Genomic DNA, 20560 nt, shown 5'->3' with positions numbered 1-20560 from the left:
CTTGGGCACCGGTCGGGACCTTCGGGTCCCTTTTTTAGTTCAGCGGGGCCTCGGTCTGCTGGTAAGTGCCCACGGTCTCGCCCACACCCAGGATGTGGCCCTTCGCGGCCTTTAGCACCTCGTCCCGCGTCGCGCCGGCCTTCAAATCAAGCACGGTGTCCAAGGCCAACAGCTGGAAGTGGTAATGGTGGGGTGGATCGCCCACTGGCGGTTTGGGGCCGAAATACCCCACAGACCCTCGGCTGTTCGCCCCCTGCAGCATTCCCTCCGGTTTCAGCAGCCGCGGATCGACCGGCAGGCCCTCCGGCAGCGATTGCGTGGTCGCTGGGATGTTGTAAGCGACCCAGTGAACGAAGGGTTTGACGTTGGCTGCATCCGGATCCTCCATGATCAGCGCATAGGACTTGGCACCAGGCACCGGGCTCCAAGAAAGAGCGGGCGACGCATCGTCGTGATACGCGCTGAAACGGGGAGGCAACGCTTGGCCCGAGGCGAACGACGGGGAGCGGAACTCGAACGCGGCGGCCTTGCCGATCCGATCCTTGGCCAACGGCACTCCAGACCCCTGATTGACTTGGGCCATTAAGGGACCGCTGGGCACCGCAGCAGCGGGGGAGGCGGACGCTTGGCCCTGGCCGTAAGTCACCCGATAGATGACGCCATTGGCGTCGTCGCCGACCAGCAGGGCACCGCCCTTCGTCATTGCCAATCCCACCGGGCGTGCAATGTGTGCCTGGCCATTGTCGACCAGGAAGCCGGTCAGGAAGGGCTCAAACCCGACCGGCTTGCCGGCGTCGAAACGAATCCGCACCACCTCGTAGCCCGATGCTGGCTTGCGGTTCCAGGAACCGCGCATCGTCACGAAGGCATCCCCACGGTAGGCGGCCGGAAACTGCTGGCCGGTGTAGAACAGCATCTGCATGGGAGCGGCGTGGGCCGTGTAGCCCAGCACCATGGGCTCGCTTGTCGCGGCCCATTGCTGTTTGCTGATCTGCCCTGGCGGCGTGCTCTGGGGATTCACCCCGTCCTTGCCCCAGATGTGAGGCCAACCATACTTCTTTCCCTTCTGAATGCGGTTGAGCTCCTCGGGCTGTTCGTCATTGCCCAAGTAGTCGATGCCGTGATCCATCCCCCACAGCTCCCCCGTTTTGGGGTCCCAAGCAAAGCCGATGGTGTTTCGCAGGCCGCTGGCAAAGATGGACCGGTTCTTGCCATCCGGCGAGGACCTCAGCAGCGCCGCGTGCTCGGGATTGGTCTCGTTGCACGCGTTACAGGACGAACCCACGCTGATGTAGAGCATCCCGTCGGGGCCGAAGGCCAGCGTGCGGTTGGGGTGCTGGCCGCCATCGGGCAGGTCGTTGATGATCCGTTCCTCTGGACCCAACGTGCCGTCCGGGCGTATGGGTGCGCGATACACATCGTTGGCGGTGGCGACATACAGCTGCCCGTTGGCGATGGCCAGCCCATGCGCTCCTGGACGAGAGAAGACTACCTTCGGCTCGGCGTCCAGAGCCCCGTCTTCATTGGCATCCTCCAGCAACAGCACGTCGCCTTGATCTCGACGCGAGATGTAAATCCGCCCGTCTGGTGCCACGGCGATGATCCGGGGATTCTGAAGGCCTTGCACAAGGGGGCGCACTTGGAAGCCGCTGGGCACCTTCAGGGCCTGAACGCGGTCGGGCGTCGCGTCCAGCTTGGCCGGCTTGAACGTGTGGACGTTGGCTTGGACGTCGGTTCCGTCCCCCTGCTGAGCGAGGGCGAGAGAGGGGGCCAAGAAGACGAGCAAAAGCGCGGAACGGGTCATAAGGATGGCCTGGCGCTGAGGAGCGTTCAGCATGGGGCGGGAGCGGTCAATGGCCTGCGAATGCGTTGCATGCGCGCCGTTCACCACGAGGGCCATCGATCTCCAGGCCCACGCACCGCCGGTCTGAGATGCTCCGCCGTTCGCCAAGCCTTCACTCGGGGATCGCTTGATCCGCATCCCAGCCTCGATACGGTAAGGCTTCGCCCGACACGAGAGGAGGACATCCATGGCAGAGCTCAAAGAGAACCTGTTGGACTGGCTGCGCGACGCACACGCAATGGAGCAACAGGCGGAGACCATGCTCAAGGGGCAGGCGTCCCGCATCGAGCACTACCCGGTGCTGAAGGCGCGCATCGAGGAACACATCCAAGAAACCATCGGTCAACGCGAACTGCTGGAGGGGTGCATCAAGCGCCTGGGCGGCTCGCCGTCGACCCTCAAGGACGTGATGGGCAAGATGGCAGCCTTCGGTCAGGCCGTCGGCGGCATGACGGCCTCCGATGAGATCGTCAAAGGCGCGATGGCCGGTTACGTCTTCGAGCATTTCGAGATCGCCTCCTACACGGCCCTGATCGCCGCAGCGAAGACGGTGGGCGATGCAGAAACGGCCCGGATCTGCGAAGAAATCCTCGTGCAGGAAGAGGCGATGGCCGACTGGCTGGCGGCCCACCTGCCCGAGGTGACCGAAGAGTTCATGGTGCGCGACGCCACGCCGGGCGTCGAAGCCAAAAAGTAACCGCTGCGCCGCGCCGGCCGGGTTCACGCCCGGCCGACGCGGCCGGGCCTACAACGAAAGGCCCTAGGATTGGAGGCGGCTGGCATGCCCAGGCCCATCTGGAGTGGTTCGTTGTCCTTCGGGCTGCTCAACGTTCCGGTGTCCCTCATGTCCGGCGAGCGTCGCATGGATCTGAGCTTTCGCATGTTGGACGCACGAAACAAAAAGCCCATTCGCTACGAGCGGGTCAACGCCGAAACCGGCGAAGAAGTGCCTTGGAAGGACATCGTCAAAGCCTTCGAATACGACAAGGGCAGCTACGTCGTCATAGAGAAAGAAGACATCGCCGCGGCCGCCCCCGAGACGCACGAGTCCATCGACGTGGAGGCCTTTGTCGACGCCGAGAGCATCGGGCTGAGGTTCTTCGAAAAGCCCTACATCTTGGTGCCCGGCAAGAAGGCCGAAAAGGGCTATGTCCTGCTCAGAGAGACCCTGAAGGAAACCGGCAAGGTGGGCATCGCCAGGGTGGTCATCCGCACGCGCGAATACATTTGCGCGGTGATGCCCGAAGGCGATGCGTTGATCATGATCCTGCTTCGCTACCCGCAGGAGTTGGTGGCTCCGGACGAATACAAACTGCCGCAGGGGGGGGCGTCGGACTACCGGGTTGCGCCCAAAGAGCTCGAAATGGCCAAGCAGCTGATTGAGAGCATGACCTCTGAGTGGGAGCCGGACAGCTACCAGGACGAGTTCCGCGAGCGCCTGTCCGACATCATCAAGAAGCGGGTCAAGCAGGCCGGTGCCACGACGACGTTTGAGGAACCGGAGCACCGCGAGGACTCGGCGACCAACGTGGTGGATTTCATGGCCTTGCTCCAAAAGAGCTTGGAGACCAACAAGCGCACCCCGGCGAAGGCAACGCCGGTGAAGACCGCCTCCAAGCCCTCCACCAAAGACAGCAAGCCTGCCAAGAAGGCCGCCGTTAAGAAGGCCCCAGCAAAGAAAGCCGCAAAGAAGTCCCCCGCCAAGAAGGCTCGAAAGAGCGCCTGATCACCCAAGGAGATTCTCATGAGCGACGACAAGAAGAACACCGGCAGCCCGGACCGCGACCGCATCAACGTCAACGAAGACTACGAGCTCCAGTATTGGACCAAGGCGCTGGGCGTGTCCGCCGACGAGCTCCGGGCCGCCGTCAAAGCCGTGGGCCCCACCGCTGCGGCCGTTCGCAAGCACCTGGGCAAGTAACGAGGAGCCGTCATGTCCTTGGTCGAATACCGCCGCAAGCGCCGCTTTGACCAGACCAAGGAGCCGGAGCCTGGCAAAGCGCTGCCCCAAGGGCAGCGCGCCATTTTCGTGGTCCAACTCCACCACGCCAGCCGCCGGCACTACGACTTCCGGCTGCAAATCGGCGACGCCCTGAAGAGTTGGGCCGTCCCCAAAGGCCCCAGTTACGACCCCAAGGTCAAGCGCATGGCCGTGGAAGTAGAAGACCATCCCGTCGACTACGCCAGCTTCGAAGGCGAGATCCCCAAAGGGCAATACGGCGGTGGGCACGTGGCCCAGTTTGATCACGGCGTCTGGGCCACCCAAGGAGACCCAGAGGCACAACTTGCCAAGGGTCACCTGCGCTTCGAGCTGTTCGGCACCAAGCTCAAAGGCGGGTGGCACCTGGTCCGGTCCGGCAAACCGGCCCGTCAGCCGCAGTGGCTGTTGTTCAAGGACGACGATGCGTATGCGAGCGATCTGGAAGCGGACGATCTGCTCGCCGATGTGTCGGCGGCCCCAACGGCAGACATCAAGAGGGCCGGCGGCGGTAAAGCCGACAAGAAGAAGCTCAAAGCCCTCCCTGCAAAGCGTGCGCGACGGAAGAACTGGGCCAAGAAGGCGTTGGTCCTCCCCAAAGCGAAAGAGGCGGCTCCGCCTTCCGGCCCCTTCGAGCCCCAGTTGGCCAAGCTGGGGGAGGCCCCGCCGCAGGGCGACCAATGGGTCCATGAGATCAAGTGGGACGGGTATCGGATCCTCGCAACGGTCGCCGATGGAGCCGTCCGGCTCTGGTCCCGCAACGCGTTGGAGTGGACCGACAAGATCCCCGAGATACGCGACGCCGTGGCGGCGTTGGGCCTTACCTCTGCTGCCTTGGATGGCGAGCTCATCGCCGGATCGGGCACCAAGGAGGACTTCAACCTGCTCCAGGCGACATTGTCCGGGGAGCGGCAAGGCGCGCTGGCCTACGCGCTCTTCGACCTGCTGCACATCGATGGCGTGGACGTGGCCGCAGCACCTCTGCTAGAGCGCAAGGCGCTCCTGCAGGAGCTGCTGGAAGGCCAAGCCGGCCATTTGGCCTTCAGCTCTCACGTTCAAGGCGACGGCAACGAAGCCTACCGTCTGGCTGGCGAACAGCACTTCGAGGGCATCATTTCCAAGCGCGCCGATCGCGGCTACCACCCCGGCCGCAGCGACGACTGGCGCAAGACCAAGCAGCTTGCCAGCGATGAGTTCGCAGTGGTGGGCTACACGGCCCCCAAGGGCAGCCGCAGCGGCTTTGGCTCGCTTTTACTGGCCAAGCCCGACGCCAAACACGGTTGGCTCTACGTGGGCCGGGTGGGCACCGGGTTCTCCGACGCCTTGATCAAGGACGTGAGCAAGAGGATCCAAGGGGGAGGCAAGAAGCCGACGGCCTACGTGCCCACCGAGGACACCGATCTTCGCTCTGCCACGTGGTTCGAGCCGCGCTTCGTGGTGGAGGTGTTCTATCGCGGCATCGGGGGGCAGCAACTGCTGCGCCAAGCCTCCTTGAAAGCCGTGCGGGCCGACAAGGAAGTGAATGATTTGGCGGATTCGGATCGCGCCGCCCCGGCGAAACCGGCCCGTGGCAAACGGGCATCGGCGGCGTCTTCTGCCCGCAAGACCGCCGCAACGCCTCAAGTCGAACGCGTGCCCCCCAAACTGTCCTCCCCGAGCAAGGTCCTTTTCCCTGGCGACGGCTATACGAAGCAAGACGTTTGGGATTACTACTCGGCAGTGATGGATCACCTGCTGCCCGAGGTGATCAACCGGCCCTTGTCGATCATTCGCTGTCCCGCCGGCACTGGCAAGCCTTGCTTCTTCCAAAAGCACCACACCGCCGGGCTGGAGCTGGTGGACTCGGTCAAGCTGAAGGAGGACAGCGGCATCAACGCCCACTACCTCGTAGTGCGCGACGCGGCCAGCTTGCTGGAGCTGGTCCAGTTCAAAGCCCTAGAGTTCCATCCGTGGGGAAGCCACGCGGAGGAGCCCGACCGCGCCGACCGGGTGGTGTTCGATTTAGACCCGGGCCCAGACGTGCCATTCGCGGAGGTAAAAAAGGCCGCCAGTGACATCCGGAAGCTTCTGGGCCGACTGGAGCTGGAGTCCTTCCTGCGGGTATCCGGAGGCAAGGGCCTTCATGTCGTGGTGCCCTTGAATCCCGGGTGCGACTGGGACCTGACCAAGCGCTTCGCCAAAGGATTCGCCGACGCGTTGGCCCAGTCGGAACCTCAGCGGTTCTTGGCCACCGCCACCAAAGCCCTTCGAAACAAGCGGATCTTTGTCGACTACCTGCGTAACGGTCGAGGTGCCACCGCAGTGGCGTCGTATTCCCTGCGGGGTAGACCGGGCGCGCCTGTCGCGATGCCTCTGGCGTGGAGCGAGCTGCCAAACCTCAAACGGGCTGACGCGTTCACGATCAAGGACGTGCCGGGCAAGCTGAAACGTCGCCGCAAGGATCCCTGGGAGGGCATCGATGCGTTGAAGCAGAACTTGTCGAAATGGGCCCGAAACGACTAGCCGCTATCCCCGCGGTCGTGTCCGAGCGTAGACGGGCAGACGCGAGCGTCGTTGGCAGCTGCCGAGCACGTGATGAGCACGCGGGCTTGATGCCGGCTCCTGTCCAATGAGCCTCATGCAGTGCGATGCTCCCTCTCCGACCCCGGTGACCGTCTGGACCATCGGGCATTCCACTCGACCTTGGGACGAGTTCTTACAACTGCTGTCCGCACAAGGCATCTCGGCGATCGCGGACGTGCGTCGCTTCCCAGGATCGCGTCGTTACCCTTGGTTTTCGTCCGAGCAGATGGCTGAAACGTTGCCAGCGCACGGCGTGGAGTATCTCTGGATTCCTGAACTGGGCGGGCGACGCAAGGTGCAGCCGGATTCGCCCAATGGCGCGTGGGACAACGCCGCGTTTCAGGGCTACGCAGATCACATGGCGACCGCCGAGTTCGCCGGCGGGCTATCGAAGGTGCTTGCACTGGGGGGCAAACATCGGACCGCGCTGATGTGCGCGGAGGCACCGTGGTGGCGCTGCCACCGACGTCTCATCTCCGACCTGCTGATGCACCGGGGCCATGAGGTGTTGCACATCATGTCCCACGCCGAACCCAAGCCGCATCCGCTGAACCCGATGGCGCAGGCCGCCGGGCCAGCGCTTGTCTACCCACCGGCTCAGACGGAGCTGTTCTGAACCAACCAGTAGGGCGAGCGCGACACGCGATCGCCCGGCGCATTTCCCCCATCGAGCAAGCGAAGATGACCAGTCCAAGCCCGCCAACCTCGCAGGACCTGCCTGCCTTCGACGCCATCGTGATCGGCGGAGGCTATGCGGGCATGTCGGCTGCCTTGCAGTTGGCGCGCGCTTGCCGCACGGTGTTGGTGATAGACCACGGGCAGCCCCGCAACCAACGCGCTGGGAAGGCGCACGGGTGTTTGGGGTGGGATGGGGTGAGCCCCGCAGCCATGCTTGAGACCGGTCGCCGGCAGTTGCTCGCCTACGAGCGAGTGCAATGGGCGACCGATGAGGCCACCGACGCCGCCGGTTCACTCGAGGCAGGGTTCCGTGTCGATTGTGCATCCGGCGATTACTACTACGCCCAGCGACTGCTACTTGCGCACGGCGTGGAGGATCGGTTGCCCGACGTCCCGGGGCTCGCGGAGCGATGGGGAAAAACCGTCCTCCATTGCCCCTACTGCCACGGCTATGAAATCTGCGGAACAGCCATCGGCGTGCTTATTGCGTCCAGATCCGAAGCGATGGACCAAGTCAGGGCGCTTTCTCAGTGGGGACAGATCACGGCGTTCCACGACGGCGCGCTTTCTGCGTCGGAGGTGGAAGAGCTTTCTCTGCAGCTGAGGGGCATCGGTGCGACCTTGGAGAAGGAGGCCCTGGTTGGCATGACCGGCAAAGCGTCCTTGACTCTCGCAGACGGCAGCTCCCGCGAAGTGGAAGCCTTGTTCGTCCACCCGGAAACCACGTTGGCCTCCGGCTTGGCCAAATGCTTGGGTTGCGCAACCGAGGACGCGGGATGCATCACCACCGATTCGGCCAAGCAATCCACCATCCCAGGGGTGTTCGCGTGCGGCGATGCAGCCCGGTTTGCAGGGAACATCGCCCTGGCGGTGGGGGAGGGAGCCTTGGCGGGCGTGGCCGCACACCGATCTTTGCTTGGCTTGCTCCCCTAACGCAGGCCCCGAAGGGCTCAAGAATGTCTCTATTTCCGTCCAATAGGATCAATCGCTGAACGGCGAGGGCCGCTCTCGAGTGACTGAAGCAGCGCTCCGGTCGTGCGCACTTGGACGCTTCCTGTGGATCGCAGCAGCGTCAGCGCGGCGGACCTGCGCTTTGGCAGGCACGCCGTGGCGTCGGAGATGACAACGGTAGAGAACTCCCGCGAGTGTGCGTCGATAGCGGTGGCGTGAATACAGGAATCCAAGGCCATGCCTACAAGCACCAGGGTGCGAACGTCCAGCTTTGCGAGAAGCACGGCCAGTGGGGTCGCCAGGAACGCCGAGTGCTTCGGCTTGAGCACCGTGTAATGATCCGGACCAGGGAAAAGGAGTCGCGCAATGTCACCGGCCGGACCGTCCTCATGGCGACACACTTCCGCCAGCTGGTGAAAGCCGCACTTCCAGTCGCCAAAGTTGTCGTTGGCATAGATGACGGGCCAGCCCCTTTCGTCAAACGCCGCTCGAATCTGACCGGCTTTTTTCGCGGCCCGGAGGGCCAGCGGTGCGAGTTGCTGCCCATCGGGAAAGTTGAACTTGCTGAACAGGTCGATGATCAGGAGGGCGGGGGAGCTCACCTCAGTCCCCCGTCTGTGAATGCGGCGCTTCCACCGCCTTGGATTGTNTGTGGCGAATCCTTCTGACGCAGGAAGATGGTCAGCACAACCTGCGCCAAGACCGCTAGAGACTCGCTTTGCCAGTTTTGCATGGACTCAAACCAAAAGTCGCTGCTGGAGAGGTGATCGGTTAACGATGGGGGCAGCAACCCGTCGATTTTCCTGAGACTTGGCCCTCCAACTTCCCACTGCCTGGAGCGAGAAGGAGAGGAAGAACAGGAGAAAGAAAACAATGGCCAAAGAGTGGCCGTAGAGGCTCTTCCAGACGCCCCCCTTGCGCACGGGCCAAGGAACCGGCCCTGATCCTACACGGGGCTCTTCTTCTGCTGGGTCGAGGGGCCTCGACTCCGCCGAGCCGGCTTGGCGCAGCCGGACGGTGAGCAGGACATACATGCCCATCTGGAGGAACTCGCTTTCCCAGTTCTCGAAGGTGGCGCTGCTGAAGTGGCCCGTGGTCAGGTAGCTCCAAAACGGCAGAGACTTCAAGCCGTGCTGGGCCAGTTCCTCGTTATGGACCTGCCATCCGGTCAGCGCTTGAGCCACCAGGAAGACGGCCATCAGCGCGAACAACACGATCGACAGGCCATTGCGACGCCACATGTTGTTGCCCTCCCGTAAGAAAGCGGGCCCGCAGGCCCGCTCCGACGTTACTGTTTGCTGGCAGCGCTCTGATTGCCGCCTTGCTCGGCCAGCATGGTCAGCTTCTCGTCCGTCGCCTTTTCCTCCTCCAACGTCTCCAGAAGGTAGGGCAAGGCGTCCTTGTAGCCCAGCTGTTTGGCCAACGCCGCGATGGTGCCGTAGGAGGCGATCTCGTAGTGCTCCACCTTTTGGGCACCGCCAATCAGGGCGGCGTCGCGCACCGGGCCCTTCTCAATGGAATCGATCACTTCCTTGCCTTCCTCCACCAAGCCTTCCATCGCTGCGCATTTGATGCGCTTCAGGCGGATCCCCAGCACCTCCACGACCTGATCGATGCGTTCGATCTGCCCTTGGGTCTCTTCCAAGTGGGTCTCGAAGGCGGCGGCCAGGTCCGGATTCTCCGCAGCACGGGCCAGGCGGGGCAGGGCCTTGGTCAGCTGCTTTTCAGCGCTGTAAATGTCAGAGAGCTCGTGCACAAACAGTTCTTCAGCGGTCTTGATAGCCATGTGGGCATCCGAGTTAGGGAGAGCCATTACCATGCCCCGCTGGTCGGCGACGATGCGTGAAGGACCGGTGCAATCAAGGTTATGACACGCGCGTAGCGGAGGAAACGGAGAAATCTGCACCATCAGACGTGCCAAAAAAGGGAAGCGGTCAGGGCCGGATCCATGCACCCTGTCAATGAGGGACTCCCCGGGCCGGTCGCCGCCATGGGAGTCATGATGAACGTCCCTCCCACGGCGTGGTCCCATGCGCTTGAGCAAACTGGACATCGCCATCGGCCACTTGGAAGCCGCGTGCGCGCTCTATCTGGCGGGCCATCACCCCGCCACCGTCGTGCTTCTGGCCGGCACGGCAGAGGACATGCTTCGCGCGCTGCCCCCGGCCAACGACACCCCCACCATTGGCGAGCACATGCTCCAGGTGGCCAGGCAGATGAGCGCCCGCCAGGATCTGGTCTACCGTGACATCAAAGAGGACATGGTGGGACTGCGGAATGCAGTGAAGCACGCGACTCGAGAGGGCGAGCACCACGTGGATCTGTTCCCCGTCGACGAGCACCGCTACCTCTTGGGCGCGTTGCTGAATGCGTTTCGCTGCGGCGCTCACTTCTCTGCGGCGATGACAGAAGCGTATGTGCGGATCGCCGATGCCGAAGGATGAATAGCCTTGCGAAGCGAGTGAGCGCAGTTAGACCTTGGACTGTCGAACCCTAAGGGTCTTCGCTTTCCCCCCGAGGACCTCAACGACCGTCCGGGCGGCGTAGCGCAGTTTCAAGGCCATTCTTGCCGCGGGGCAAGCGCAGTGTTGGATCTTCACGTGTGGCTCAACTGGCGCTCGGCAAGATTCCCGCATGGATACCCCCGACGTTCCTGAAAGTGGCTTGACCATCAAGCTTTATCGCGAGAAGGGCAGTTGCACGCTTCGATTGGAGGATCTTCCTAGCAATCCTCCGAGCGACGACGAACTTCTTTGGGTGGATCTATGCGGGGCTCCCAATCAGCAAGCCGAACAGGTGTGGCGCGCGCTGAGGTTGAATCCCGCATCCCTGCCGAGCAGTCCCATCGCCACCAATCCCCGGCTTGAAAAGTTCGCCGACCATTTCATGGCGCGTGTAGTGGCAGTGTTGCGTGGGAAGGGGCTGAAGTTCCAAGGCGCGGTGTTGACCGTCGTGGCTGGGGCGAACTTTGTGGTGACCCACCACGACGAAGACATTGCCTTCTTGGCCGATCTGCGGGAGCGGGAACCCGAGAGCGCCCGCGACATCGGCTGCTTGGGCGAGGCGAGCTTCGTGGCCGCATTGTTGGATTGGCATCTTTCCACGTATTTCTCCGCCGTCGCGCTGTTTGAGGTGGAGATCGAACGGTTGGAGAGTCGGATCTTGTCTGATCAGCCCCCTGGGCGCTCGGCCCTGCCCGAGCTCGCCGCGCTCCGAGCCGCGGCCTCTCGGCTCCGACGGATGCTGGCACCGCACCGAACTGTCTTCGACGGCCTCTCGCGGCCGGACTTCGTGCCTGACGGGGCCGAAGAGGTGGCGCGGCACTTGCGCGATCTGGACGACAGGTTTGAGCGAGCGTTGGACGTGGTTGAGAACGCCCGAGAGCTCGTTGTTGGCAGCTTCCAGCTCTTCAGCACCCAGACCGAGCTCCAAACCAACGAACGCATGAAGCTGCTGACCTTCGTGACGGTGGTGACCGGCTTGCTGGCCGTCATCGCGGGCGCGTTGGGCATGAACTTCGATGCCAACTTCTTCGGCATGAAGACCGAAGGCTTCTGGATTGCGGTGGGCATCATGGCGGGGTTGGGCGCGACCTCAATTTTCGTCGGGCGAAAGCGCGGGTGGCTGTAATCCTGCCCCGGTCCGTGGCAGATAGGGTTTCTGCGAGGCACAGGCGGAAACCTGCCTGAATCCGCTGCGTGTCGTCCCTGGTCCCAGCTTCAGGTAATGGATCGGAGGCTGCCCCGTCAGAAAGTTGGCGTTCTCCTGAGGGATTCAGACTGGCTTTCGATCTTCATGTCTGCCATGAAGTAGTCTGGGATGGATGGTGAAGCGCAGGTTAGAAAACGATGCAAGGGGGAGTGAGGAGTGCTCAGTATGATTCGCTTTGCAGCGCGCTCGATGGGATTCATGGAAGGCAGGAGCTGACGGAGTTCGCCTCGGATTGGGGCCTCCACCGCAGTCCCAGCGGGGACAGCGCCGTGGAGCTATGGAAAGGCACGGCGATGGGGGCCGGCGTTGAGATCTTGTTGCTTCCACCCGTGTCCGCTTCCAGCGACTGGGCCATCTCGACGCTGGTCACGGTCGGAGGCCGGGTCGAGCATGTCAGGCGACGCGCGTTTCGGATCTGATGAGAGCGGCTGCTCCAGGCCTACGACGGCCTTCCCTGGTGCACCCAATACTGGGTCAGCAGGGAGGCGATGCGTCGGTTCGTCGACGTCGACGCCAAGCCAGGATCTGTCCCACCACGGCCGTGAGCAGCAGCAGGGCATTGGTCACCACAAACACCGTTGACCCCAAAAGTGCACTGTAGACGGTGAAAAGGGTGGACGCGGTCATCTGACCGACGAACAGCCACTTGGAGACCGTTTCGGGGTGGGGAGACTGCCACTGTTTGATCATTTGCCGGACCAGCGTGGCAATCAGCACTACGGTTGCAGCCCAGCCGAGAACATCAGGATGCATGGCCGCTCACCCGTCCTTTGAGTCGTGGACAGTTGAACCGTCTTGGTCGTGCGCCGGGCGCTTATGAGGCTCCTCAATGATTTCCTTGTTGAGGATGCGAACCTCACCCACCATCAGCAGGCGCATGTCGCGCACGATGTAGTCGGCCAACGCCTCATTGGTGATGTCGTCACCGGCGATGTCCAGCCGGAAGCCTTGGCCCTGAATCCCGCCCCCGTTGCTGAAATCAATCTCGAAATCAAAGCACACCCGCTTATCCATGTTGCCCTCTCCATCGGTGAGATTGGGCGGCACTGAAGGGCCGCTTGCTACGCTAAAGGCGATCATCGGCGTAAGGGGGCAGCCCACAACTGGCCCCATGCCCGGATCTGAGGGCAGGCTCACTGCCGTTCCCGCTTTCGGCGGTCGTAGAGTTTCATGTCTGCGCGATTGATTGTATCGGCCACCGATTCCGAGGGCCGACCAATGGCGCAACCGCCGGAAAAGCGGATCGGTGCCTCGCCGGCGCGCTCGTGGTAGGTGTCCTCCAACACGCTCAGCCGTTCCAACGTCGCATCGGGGACGAACACGAGGAACTCGTCGCCCCCGAGCCGAACCACCGCTTCCTCGCCTTGGAGCGGGGCGGACAGGAAAGCCACGAAGTCGACCAGCACCTTGTCGCCTTGGGCGTGGCCTTGGGTGTCGTTGACTTCTTTGAAGTGGTCCAAGTCAAACACCAGACAGCCCCACCCATCGAACTGCTGGTGGGCCAGATCGGCCAAGTAGCGACGGTTGAACGCTCGGGTGAGCGGGTCGCGGGTCGCCAAGTCGTGGAGCTGCTGCTCTTGGATGTGTTGAGTCGTGATGTCTTGCGCGTGGCCCAGCACGTAGGGCGGTTGGGCTTCTGTGTCCAGCACGTTGTGATACGCCCAGAAGCGGCGCGATCCGTCGCGGGCCACCAGCTCCATCATGCCCGAGTCGCTCTCGTTTTCCCGGATGCGATCCAAGTAAGCCTTGAACGCGTCCTGCTTGCTCTGGGGAATGAGCTCGGCCAGCGATCGGCCGACGACGTCACCCTCCGAGAGACCCAGTGAGTGCGAGGCCGCAGGGTTGACCGACGTGACCGTCCCGTCCAAGGAATGCGTGCAGATGAGGCCGAGGCTGTGTTGGAACAGCCTGCGGTAGCGTGCCTCGCTATGCGCCAAGGCCTCGACCGCCGCCCGTTGCTCCGTCACGTCCTGGATCGCGCCGATCAATCGGGCACCGGTTTCGGTCTCTTCCCGCTGGCCCACCACGTGGACCCACGTGCGCTCCCCCGAAAGCTTGCTGGACGGAAGGGTCAAATCGATGGGCACACCCGATGAGATACAGTCTTCCAGGGCGGCCTCCAGCCGCTGCCGTGCGCCTTCCGGATACAGGGCAATCGCCGTGTCCAGGCCGGGCACCGCGTCGTCAGAGACGCCATGGATCCTCCGGGTCTCCTTGGTCCATTTGACTTCTCCAGTTCCAAGCACCAGCTCCCACCCGCCAACCTTGGCCAGTGCATTGGTGCGCTCCAGAAAGAACTGGCTTCTCTGAAAACGCCGTTGCAAGGCCTGGGACTCGGTGACCCGCTCAAGAAGGCGAGCGCGCTGCTGCATGCCGACTGCGGCGGCCTGGGCCAAGCAGGACAGGGCTGCTCCCTGCTCCGCTGAGATCGTTCCCGGGTTTGGGCTGAGCAGGCAAAGCGTTCCCACGTTCTGGCCATTGGCGCTGATGGGTGCGCCGACGTAGTGGCGGACGAAAGGAGGGCCCAAGACCAACGGGTTGGTCGCAAACCTTGCATCTTCAGAGGCGTCTGCCACCTCAAACAGCTCGTTGGACTGGATGGCCCAGGTGCAGAAGGAGATGTCGCGCGGCGTCTCGTCCACGCCGGGAAGGCCTACTTGGGCCTTGAACCATTGGCGATCCCCGTCCACCAAGGAGATCAAGGCGATCGGCATGCCCGTCATGTTCCGCGCGGCCCGGGTCAGGGCATCGAAAAAGGGCTCGGGATCGGAATCAAGGATCCGCAACGACTCCAGAGCAATCTGACGGGCGGCCTCGGCCATCGGTCACCTTCATCATGTAGGGTTACCGCGATAGATTATTCAGATCCTGCGTCTGGGGCCGGTGAACGCCAGGCTGAGTGGCGGATCGGGCCGCCGCCCCACAAGGCAACGCTTAGACAGCGTTGCCCCCCTATGCCGGCTCCGACGACGGCTTGGGGCCCTTGGCCATGAGGTAGCGACAGCCACCCGAATCATCCGTGAGTCGCTTGGGCAACCTCAAGGACGCTGAGAGAAGCCTCAAGCCTCCCATGGACCACTTGAGTGGCCCGGCACGCGGAGCCAGGGCGCGATGACATGGGCCCAGTTCGCGGTGCCTTGGGTTTTTGTGGACCGCTTCGCGGATTCGATATTTAGTCAAACGCCGACGGGTGGCTGCATCTTGCAAACGTCAGATTTCGATCAAGGATGAATGTATTGAACATTCTGACGGGAGGGTTTTATGCGGTTGATGTGGGAAGCCGAAAGGCGTCTTGGATGGTCGGCTGATTTGCGGCCGAATGCGGTGACGTCGGCAGAGAGGGGAGTGTTCTGATGCCGCGTCTTATCAAGCCTCAATCCCCGCAGCGCCTCCCCAAGGTCTTGCTTCCGAAGGCCATGCACCAAGCGCTCCAAGTGCAAGCCAGCATCGCTGGCGTGACCATCGCCGAAGCCGTGCGCCAAGTGCTGACCGTTGCGATCACCAAGCCTTTATCCCCGTCGCAAGGCCAGGTGCTTGGGCCTCGCATCGCGTTGGCTCCGGTGTCGGCCCCAGCAGAGTTGGTGGCGAGGTTGAAGTCTAGGGCATGGATGGAACAGGTCAGCGTGGCCGAAATAGTGCGGCGGGCGTTGAACGATTTCCTGACTGTGCCAGCACCCGTGGTGGTGCCCGTGTGCGACAAGATCCTGGCTTGGGGACAGTACATCCACGGTCGCCAGTGGAAGCACCCGGAAACCCTCCGGGCCGTGTTTGAAAGTCGGCTCTACCTGCACCCGGCTGATCCGTCTGACGACACCGCAAGCGCTTGGAACTGGGTCAAGGCATGCTCGCCAGCGCAAGTGTGGACGCGCATGGGGGCTCCAACCCCAGCAGAGCTTGAGCGGGTCATACAGGCCGATACGAAGGCCCGAGATGCATTGCTTGCTCCGCGCTTGGAACTATCCGAGGAAGAAACGAGGCGATGCTTTGACGTTCGGTTGATCGCCGGACTGGCCATGACCGTCGCCCGGAAAGGATGGCCAGGGGCGCCATTGATGCATGGCGCGTATGGCCGCCACTGGATCATCGAATCGACCGCGAGAAAGAGGGAAGATATCCTTCTGCAGGACATCGGATTGCGTGTCTGGGCCGAGACGATGGCCATGAAGGCCAATCGCGCCACCCAGCAGGCTGCATCCGATGAGACACGGGGCTCCGAAGGGTTCTTGGTGACGCACGAGGTGGGGAGCTGCTGAAGCCGTTCCTGGGCGGGCGGTTTAAGAACGGCAACATCCACGTCATCTTCCACAAGCACGCCTTGCACCTGGTTGACCGCCTGAACGCCCGGATCGCGGAACCGCTGCCCAAGGCTTTGCCGGCGCCCGGTTGCCCCTGGACATTGCGGCATTGCATGGTGGAACGTGGAGGTGGGCACGGCCGGTCCCCTGAACCGCCAAGGGCTTGCTCCAGTGGCCGGCGGAAGGCATGCCCTCAGTGACTTTTGAGGGTGAAGCCCCGTGGCAGTCGCCACTGGAGAGCCGGGGTTGGGCCGTTGAGGGTTTACAGTAATCTCGCAAAACGGCAGGATCGGGGTTTGACCAAATCCAAGGGAAAACCGTGGCACTGACGCTCGAAGAAATCCGCAAGAAAAAGGCTGAAGCGGAGGCCTTGGTGGCCGAAATGGAAAAGGCCGAAGGCGACGCGCTGGCGGCCGAAGCCGGGGCCAGCTTTGCAGGAGTCTACGAGACCTTGCAGCAGTTTGCGCAGCATTACACGACGAAGCAGAAGAACGATCTGAAGGCGCTGCTTGAGCCACGCAAGGCGGTTTCTGCAAGCGCCGGCATCAGTCGCGCCCCGAAGTTCCAGATCCCGGACGGGACCACGTGGGCTGGCACCGGGCGGCAGCCCAAGGCATTCCTTGCGTGGGCCGAAACTGCTGAAGGCAAGGCGTGGAAGAAGAAGAACCCGGACCAAGAATGGCCGGCGCACCCGTATAAGGCCTGACCGGCATTACAGCGTTGCAGATAGAGCCCCGGGAAACCGGGGCTTTTTTTGTGGGCGTTCAGTGAATGGCAGCCACGCGCAGGCTGGGGCGGAAGCCCCGGCCCATGTCCTAACCTCCCCGGAGGGGGCTTTTCAGGCGCGGCCCCGGCCGCGTTCTTTTGAGCTCTTGGAGAGAAAAGGCAACGTCAAAAGCGGCATGAAGCAAAAGCGCATTGGGAGAAAGGCAGGTGGGGCCTCGGCTTCCGCCGGGCCCGGTGCTGAGCGGGAAATGTGAGGCGTTTCAGGGTTTTTCAGCGATTCGCGGCCCTTCCGGCAGTTTTGATATTTAGTCGATAAAACGCAGGGTGAAAGTATTGCGATTTTTTTGAGGGGGCTTAGTTTGAGTGGGTAGTGAGGGAATGCCCCCTCTTCAAAGGTTTTCTAATGATTGCTTGCGCTATTGGCCGGTCAGGCTTTGTTGCCCTTGGTTATCGGGGGGTCTTCTAATGGCCCACCACCACGCCAGGCCCCTCCAACTCAAGTCGGGCGAATGGGGCGCCCGGGTGCCCGCCCCGAATGTTCGGAACGGCGACAGGCTCACTGTGGTTGCCGGGAGCGGCAGCTCCTGGGAAGCCGTCGTTGTCGGCGTGGTTTGGCAAGGCCCGGAGGCCGCGATTTGCCAAACGGCTCGGGGGCTCATGCAGTGTGGGTGCTGCGGGGAAGTGGGGCAGAAAGGGGCCTACCCCTTCTCAACGTATCCGGCAGAAATGCAGCGTTGCGACGATTGCGGGGGTTCGGCATGAAGCCCCCAGCAACGCGTCGCCGCCGCTATTTCGCCTATCAACGCCGCTCGGGGTCCACGTGCTACTTCGACAAAGCCATGCACGCCCACCTCCAGCGGTATCCGCACACCATCGGCCATTACCAGCTCACACGCTTCTTGGGCACTTCCGCGTTGCTGACCGCTGAAGAAGCGGCCGCCCAAGGATGGATGGCCAAGCCCAGCCGGAGGACCGCATGACAAGGCGCTACGTCCTCTGGCCCTCACAAGCAGGGTTCGAATGAAAGAGTTGATTGAAATCGAGAACGCCGGTTACCGCCACCGGGTCAAATACATGTGCGACTCAGAAGATGGCTTTGGCGTAGTGACTCGCCAGGAATACAGCTACCTCAAAGATGGGATTGTGGTCTGGAGTCAAGAGTTTCCGGCGGGCGTTTCGTTTCGTGAGATGGCCCTCGTTTTTATGGATTCGGGGTTGTATGTAAGAGCAGACCTGAAGGAGAAGAGGAGGAGCGGATGAGCCGCTACACGCTACAACCCAAGCGGAACAACATGCCACTTGTGGAGACCATCCATGAAACGTGGATTGACGCGCCCAGCAAAGCCGCGTTTCAAGCCCTGGCCGCCGCGCAAGGCCTGAGCATGCGCGCTGCACTGGCTCAACTCATCGAGCAACACGCCCAGATTCGAGAACCGTTTTCCCCTCGATGCCCGACGCCGTGGGCCGGAGAGGCAAAGGGGCGAGAGCGCTATAAAACCGCGCTTCCCAGTGTGCAGGTGGCTCCCGATGTCGCTATGGCCTTGCTCATCGACGCCAACCGAATCGGCATTCGTCAGACAGAAGCCCTTCGCCAGTTGGTCTGGCGATGCATCCACGCCAGCGCCTGACGAATCGGACTGCCTTTTGGGGGATGGGGCCAAGGACAGCCACCCGGAGGCTGGGACGGGAGCCCCGGCCCAGGGTCTTTCCTCGCCAGAGGGAGCTTTTCAGGCGGGGCTTTGCCGCGTTCTTTTGAGCTCTTGAGCAGAAAAAGCAACGTCAAAAGCGGCGTGGAGAAGAGGCAGGAGGGGCCTCGGCTTCCGCCGGGCCCGGTGCTTGGCTGGAAATGTGAGTTATTTCAGGGTTTTTGTATTTTCTGCGGTTGTCCGTCAGTTTTTTGTTTTAGTCAGGAAAATGTAGGGTCAATCTATTGCGAAAAGTTGGTTTTCTTTTACCTTGAGATCAGAGAAGGGCGCCGATGCTCTTTAACCAAAGGAAAACCCATGTTGACGTTCTTTGCTTTTTGCCTCTTGGCTGGATTGGTCGCCGGATTGGCCATTGCTGATCGACTGGATGCGCTCTGATGAATACCCGCAGCCAAACCCAAGCGCCCGCCCGGTCCTCCGTCGCCACCACCTCAGCGCTCCTGCGATTCCTGTTCGACGCCATGTCGGGGATGGGGGCGGCCAAGCTGGGATGGGAGATGGTCACCGACCCCAAGGCCAAGCTGTCGGACATCGCCCTCGGCGTGCCGCTTTGCCTGGCTCCTCCAACGATTGCGGCCACCTGGGCGCTTTGCTTGTTCGGCATCGCCCAACACCACCAACTTTTTTGAAACCAGAACCCCTGACAACCACGGAGGACCCCGCTCGTGCGCAAACTTTTCAACAAACTGCTCAACATCGCCATTTTTGGCATGGTTCTGTTCGCCCTGGACCAAGTCCCGGAACGCCTGGATCGCATGTCGCAAACCGCCCAGAACCTGGTTCAGCAGGTGGGCTACTCGGGCCCCATGCAGGGCATCCCCTCGGGCGTGCCGGACGGTTACGAGTTCTGATGATCCCTCCGCCCTGGCCACCTTCTGAACTCGTGCGCCTCGCCTGGGCTGCGCGCCGGGATCTTCTTGCCAGGCAGCACCTGCTTCAGGCGTTCCAAGATGGGGCCGATTTCCATTCCCCTCTGTCCAGCAGCGATCTGAACAATGACCTGTTCGCCGTCGCCGGGGATTGCGTCGCAGGCGTGGTGGTTCGGCAGCTGGCGGGCGTCAAGGACGCCGAAGAGTGGTTGCACGCGTTTCTTCGCGCGCACGACTTGCATCAAGCGCTGGCACCCGCAGTGGGAATCGCTGCCAAACGGCGCTTCTGATGGCAGCGATCCTCTGAGTAGCGGGGGCGGTGAATGGACCTGATCTACGAGTTGGGTTTGGCCGCCGCTTCCGCTCGTCCGTTAAAGTCCTTGATCCAGTCCAGCATCGTCTGCACGTCCGCCAGAAGCTCGTCCGGCGCTGGAAGCCACGTCGGCGTCTCCATGGACTGGGAGTGCTCGAATGCTGAGTATTTGGTCATCATGCTATTGATCAACGCGCAATCATCTGCCGTGATGGCATGCAAACGCTGAAGCACGTTTAGCGTTCTGACTTCTCGCCTGAAGCGATTGATGACGCCTGAGCAAAGGTCATCCTCAACGGATCGCTCCACCAGGATGCGGAAGTTGCTGCAAGACGCTTTGAGAAGGATTGCTCGGACGTCGGGGTCTTGCTTCTTGATTCCGACGATGCTGCTCTTGATATGTTCAAACCCTGTCTTGGGCTTGAGTGAGAAGGCGTCAATCGTTGTCGGCATGCCGGTGCTCGCGCCGTCGCGGCCGATGGCTACTGTGGTGACCTCTACCGGGGGGAGTGCCAGGTCAGCGCGCTGCTTTGCCGCGTTCCTCAGCAGGACCATCAGGGACAGCCGGTGGGTGAACACGATCACCTGCCGTTGCTCTGCCAAGCTAACCAAACGCCTAGCAACAGCTTCCTCATAGAGTTGGTCCAAGGATGAAATCGGGTCGTCGAAGATGACCGGGATGCCGCGATCGGCTCCCGTGGCATCGGCGAGGAACGCGGCCAACGCCACGATGCGCTGTTCCCCCTCGCTGAGCACCTCCCTGTTCTTCACCGACAACGCGGCGTCCTTCAACTCAATGAAAAAGCTGTAGACGCCTTTTCCCGAAGACTTGTGGTTCATGCGCACCGGGAGGCTGCCACCGCCCAAGCCGTCAAGCTCCGCGTTGAAGCGATCGCAAGGGTTCTACCCCGATATCACGGACGGTTCT

Annotated in this window: 21 protein-coding genes and 2 pseudogenes; 15 read left to right on the top strand and 8 right to left on the bottom strand. The window is 62.2% G+C overall.

Annotated features, from left to right (window positions below):
* Positions 1-34 precede the first annotated feature (34 nt).
* Positions 35-2032: a YbhB/YbcL family Raf kinase inhibitor-like protein gene (locus C2U58_RS02310; protein WP_216362378.1), complete on the bottom strand. Its 1998-nt coding sequence runs from the start codon at positions 2030-2032 to the stop codon at positions 35-37.
* Here C2U58_RS02310 and C2U58_RS02305 point away from each other — a divergent pair.
* The 6 genes from C2U58_RS02305 to C2U58_RS02280 all read left to right on the top strand — a co-directional run bounded on the left by C2U58_RS02305 (position 2031) and on the right by C2U58_RS02280 (position 7994).
* Positions 2031-2540, top strand: a complete 510-nt coding sequence (locus C2U58_RS02305) for a DUF892 family protein (protein WP_049427000.1) — start codon at positions 2031-2033, stop codon at positions 2538-2540. The genes C2U58_RS02310 and C2U58_RS02305 overlap by 2 nt on opposite strands.
* A gap of 84 nt (positions 2541-2624) precedes the next feature.
* Entirely contained in the window at positions 2625-3569 is a 945-nt protein-coding gene (locus tag C2U58_RS02300) for a Ku protein (RefSeq protein ID WP_102944372.1), read from the top strand.
* Positions 3570-3587: 18 nt separating this feature from the next.
* The gene (locus tag C2U58_RS02295; RefSeq protein ID WP_008266817.1) at positions 3588-3764 is read left to right on the top strand and encodes a DUF3606 domain-containing protein; all 177 of its coding nucleotides are present in this window, start codon (positions 3588-3590) and stop codon (positions 3762-3764) included.
* Positions 3765-3776: 12 nt separating this feature from the next.
* Positions 3777-6323, top strand: coding sequence for a DNA ligase D (gene ligD, locus C2U58_RS02290; protein ID WP_102944371.1), 2547 nt, complete (start codon positions 3777-3779; stop codon positions 6321-6323).
* A gap of 106 nt (positions 6324-6429) precedes the next feature.
* Positions 6430-6999 (top strand): DUF488 domain-containing protein, encoded by a 570-nt coding sequence (locus C2U58_RS02285; protein ID WP_102944370.1) that lies wholly within the window; start codon positions 6430-6432, stop codon positions 6997-6999.
* Positions 7000-7064: 65 nt separating this feature from the next.
* Positions 7065-7994: an NAD(P)/FAD-dependent oxidoreductase gene (locus C2U58_RS02280; protein ID WP_102944369.1), complete on the top strand. Its 930-nt coding sequence runs from the start codon at positions 7065-7067 to the stop codon at positions 7992-7994.
* Between the two features lie 29 nt (positions 7995-8023).
* On the opposite strand, the gene C2U58_RS02275 is transcribed toward C2U58_RS02280, so the two are convergent.
* The 3 genes and pseudogenes from C2U58_RS02275 to C2U58_RS02265 form a co-directional block, all read right to left on the bottom strand.
* The gene (locus C2U58_RS02275) at positions 8024-8614 is read right to left on the bottom strand and encodes an isochorismatase family cysteine hydrolase (RefSeq protein ID WP_253256624.1); all 591 of its coding nucleotides are present in this window, start codon (positions 8612-8614) and stop codon (positions 8024-8026) included.
* Between the two features lie 48 nt (positions 8615-8662).
* Positions 8663-9253 (bottom strand): annotated as a pseudogene (locus C2U58_RS02270) (DUF6766 family protein); the annotation flags it as partial.
* Positions 9254-9300: 47 nt separating this feature from the next.
* The gene (locus C2U58_RS02265) at positions 9301-9798 is read right to left on the bottom strand and encodes a ferritin-like domain-containing protein (protein ID WP_049453287.1); all 498 of its coding nucleotides are present in this window, start codon (positions 9796-9798) and stop codon (positions 9301-9303) included.
* Positions 9799-10048: 250 nt separating this feature from the next.
* On the opposite strand from C2U58_RS02265, the gene C2U58_RS02260 reads away from it, so the two are divergent.
* The gene (locus C2U58_RS02260) at positions 10049-10456 is read left to right on the top strand and encodes a hypothetical protein (protein ID WP_172448055.1); all 408 of its coding nucleotides are present in this window, start codon (positions 10049-10051) and stop codon (positions 10454-10456) included.
* Between the two features lie 190 nt (positions 10457-10646).
* Complete coding sequence (locus C2U58_RS02255; protein ID WP_008265322.1) at positions 10647-11642, top strand: CorA family divalent cation transporter; 996 nt, start codon at positions 10647-10649, stop codon at positions 11640-11642.
* 555 nt (positions 11643-12197) lie between these two features.
* Here C2U58_RS02255 and C2U58_RS02245 read toward each other — a convergent pair.
* The 3 genes from C2U58_RS02245 to C2U58_RS02235 are packed head-to-tail and all read right to left on the bottom strand — an operon-like array spanning position 12198 to position 14545.
* Entirely contained in the window at positions 12198-12476 is a 279-nt protein-coding gene (locus C2U58_RS02245; protein ID WP_040008414.1) for a membrane protein, read from the bottom strand.
* A gap of 6 nt (positions 12477-12482) precedes the next feature.
* Positions 12483-12860 (bottom strand): hypothetical protein, encoded by a 378-nt coding sequence (locus C2U58_RS20150; protein WP_232281412.1) that lies wholly within the window; start codon positions 12858-12860, stop codon positions 12483-12485.
* Positions 12857-14545: a PAS domain S-box protein gene (locus C2U58_RS02235; protein ID WP_102944366.1), complete on the bottom strand. Its 1689-nt coding sequence runs from the start codon at positions 14543-14545 to the stop codon at positions 12857-12859. Before C2U58_RS02235 ends, C2U58_RS20150 begins: the two co-directional genes overlap by 4 nt.
* Positions 14546-15076: 531 nt before the next feature.
* Between C2U58_RS02235 and C2U58_RS02230 the strand changes: the two genes are divergently transcribed.
* The 7 genes from C2U58_RS02230 to C2U58_RS02195 all read left to right on the top strand — a co-directional run bounded on the left by C2U58_RS02230 (position 15077) and on the right by C2U58_RS02195 (position 19609).
* Positions 15077-15976 (top strand): ribbon-helix-helix protein, CopG family, encoded by a 900-nt coding sequence (locus tag C2U58_RS02230; protein ID WP_102944365.1) that lies wholly within the window; start codon positions 15077-15079, stop codon positions 15974-15976.
* Between the two features lie 361 nt (positions 15977-16337).
* The gene (locus C2U58_RS02225) at positions 16338-16724 is read left to right on the top strand and encodes an H-NS family nucleoid-associated regulatory protein (protein WP_102944364.1); all 387 of its coding nucleotides are present in this window, start codon (positions 16338-16340) and stop codon (positions 16722-16724) included.
* A gap of 1040 nt (positions 16725-17764) precedes the next feature.
* Positions 17765-18004 carry a hypothetical protein gene (locus C2U58_RS02215; RefSeq protein WP_040008402.1) on the top strand — a complete coding sequence of 80 codons (240 nt, stop codon included), beginning with the start codon at positions 17765-17767 and terminating at the stop codon, positions 18002-18004.
* A complete protein-coding gene (locus tag C2U58_RS02210) occupies positions 18001-18372 on the top strand; it encodes a hypothetical protein (RefSeq protein WP_146033387.1) in 372 nt (123 codons plus the stop codon). Before C2U58_RS02215 ends, C2U58_RS02210 begins: the two co-directional genes overlap by 4 nt.
* A 455-nt stretch (positions 18373-18827) precedes the next feature.
* Positions 18828-19079 (top strand): hypothetical protein, encoded by a 252-nt coding sequence (locus C2U58_RS02205; protein ID WP_049419319.1) that lies wholly within the window; start codon positions 18828-18830, stop codon positions 19077-19079.
* A 36-nt stretch (positions 19080-19115) separates the two neighbouring features.
* The gene (locus C2U58_RS02200) at positions 19116-19301 is read left to right on the top strand and encodes a hypothetical protein (RefSeq protein WP_032960292.1); all 186 of its coding nucleotides are present in this window, start codon (positions 19116-19118) and stop codon (positions 19299-19301) included.
* Positions 19301-19609: a hypothetical protein gene (locus tag C2U58_RS02195; RefSeq protein WP_102944362.1), complete on the top strand. Its 309-nt coding sequence runs from the start codon at positions 19301-19303 to the stop codon at positions 19607-19609. Before C2U58_RS02200 ends, C2U58_RS02195 begins: the two co-directional genes overlap by 1 nt.
* Positions 19610-19653: 44 nt before the next feature.
* Here C2U58_RS02195 and C2U58_RS02190 read toward each other — a convergent pair.
* A pseudogene (locus tag C2U58_RS02190) lies at positions 19654-20514 on the bottom strand (AAA family ATPase); the annotation flags it as partial.
* Positions 20515-20560: the final 46 nt, after the last annotated feature.

It is taken from the genome of Stenotrophomonas sp. VV52 (genome assembly GCF_002893095.1).
Lineage (GTDB): Bacteria > Pseudomonadota > Gammaproteobacteria > Xanthomonadales > Xanthomonadaceae > Stenotrophomonas > Stenotrophomonas aracearum.
Note: the sequence above shows the minus strand (reverse complement) of the source record. Positions and strands in the feature narration are given on the sequence as shown.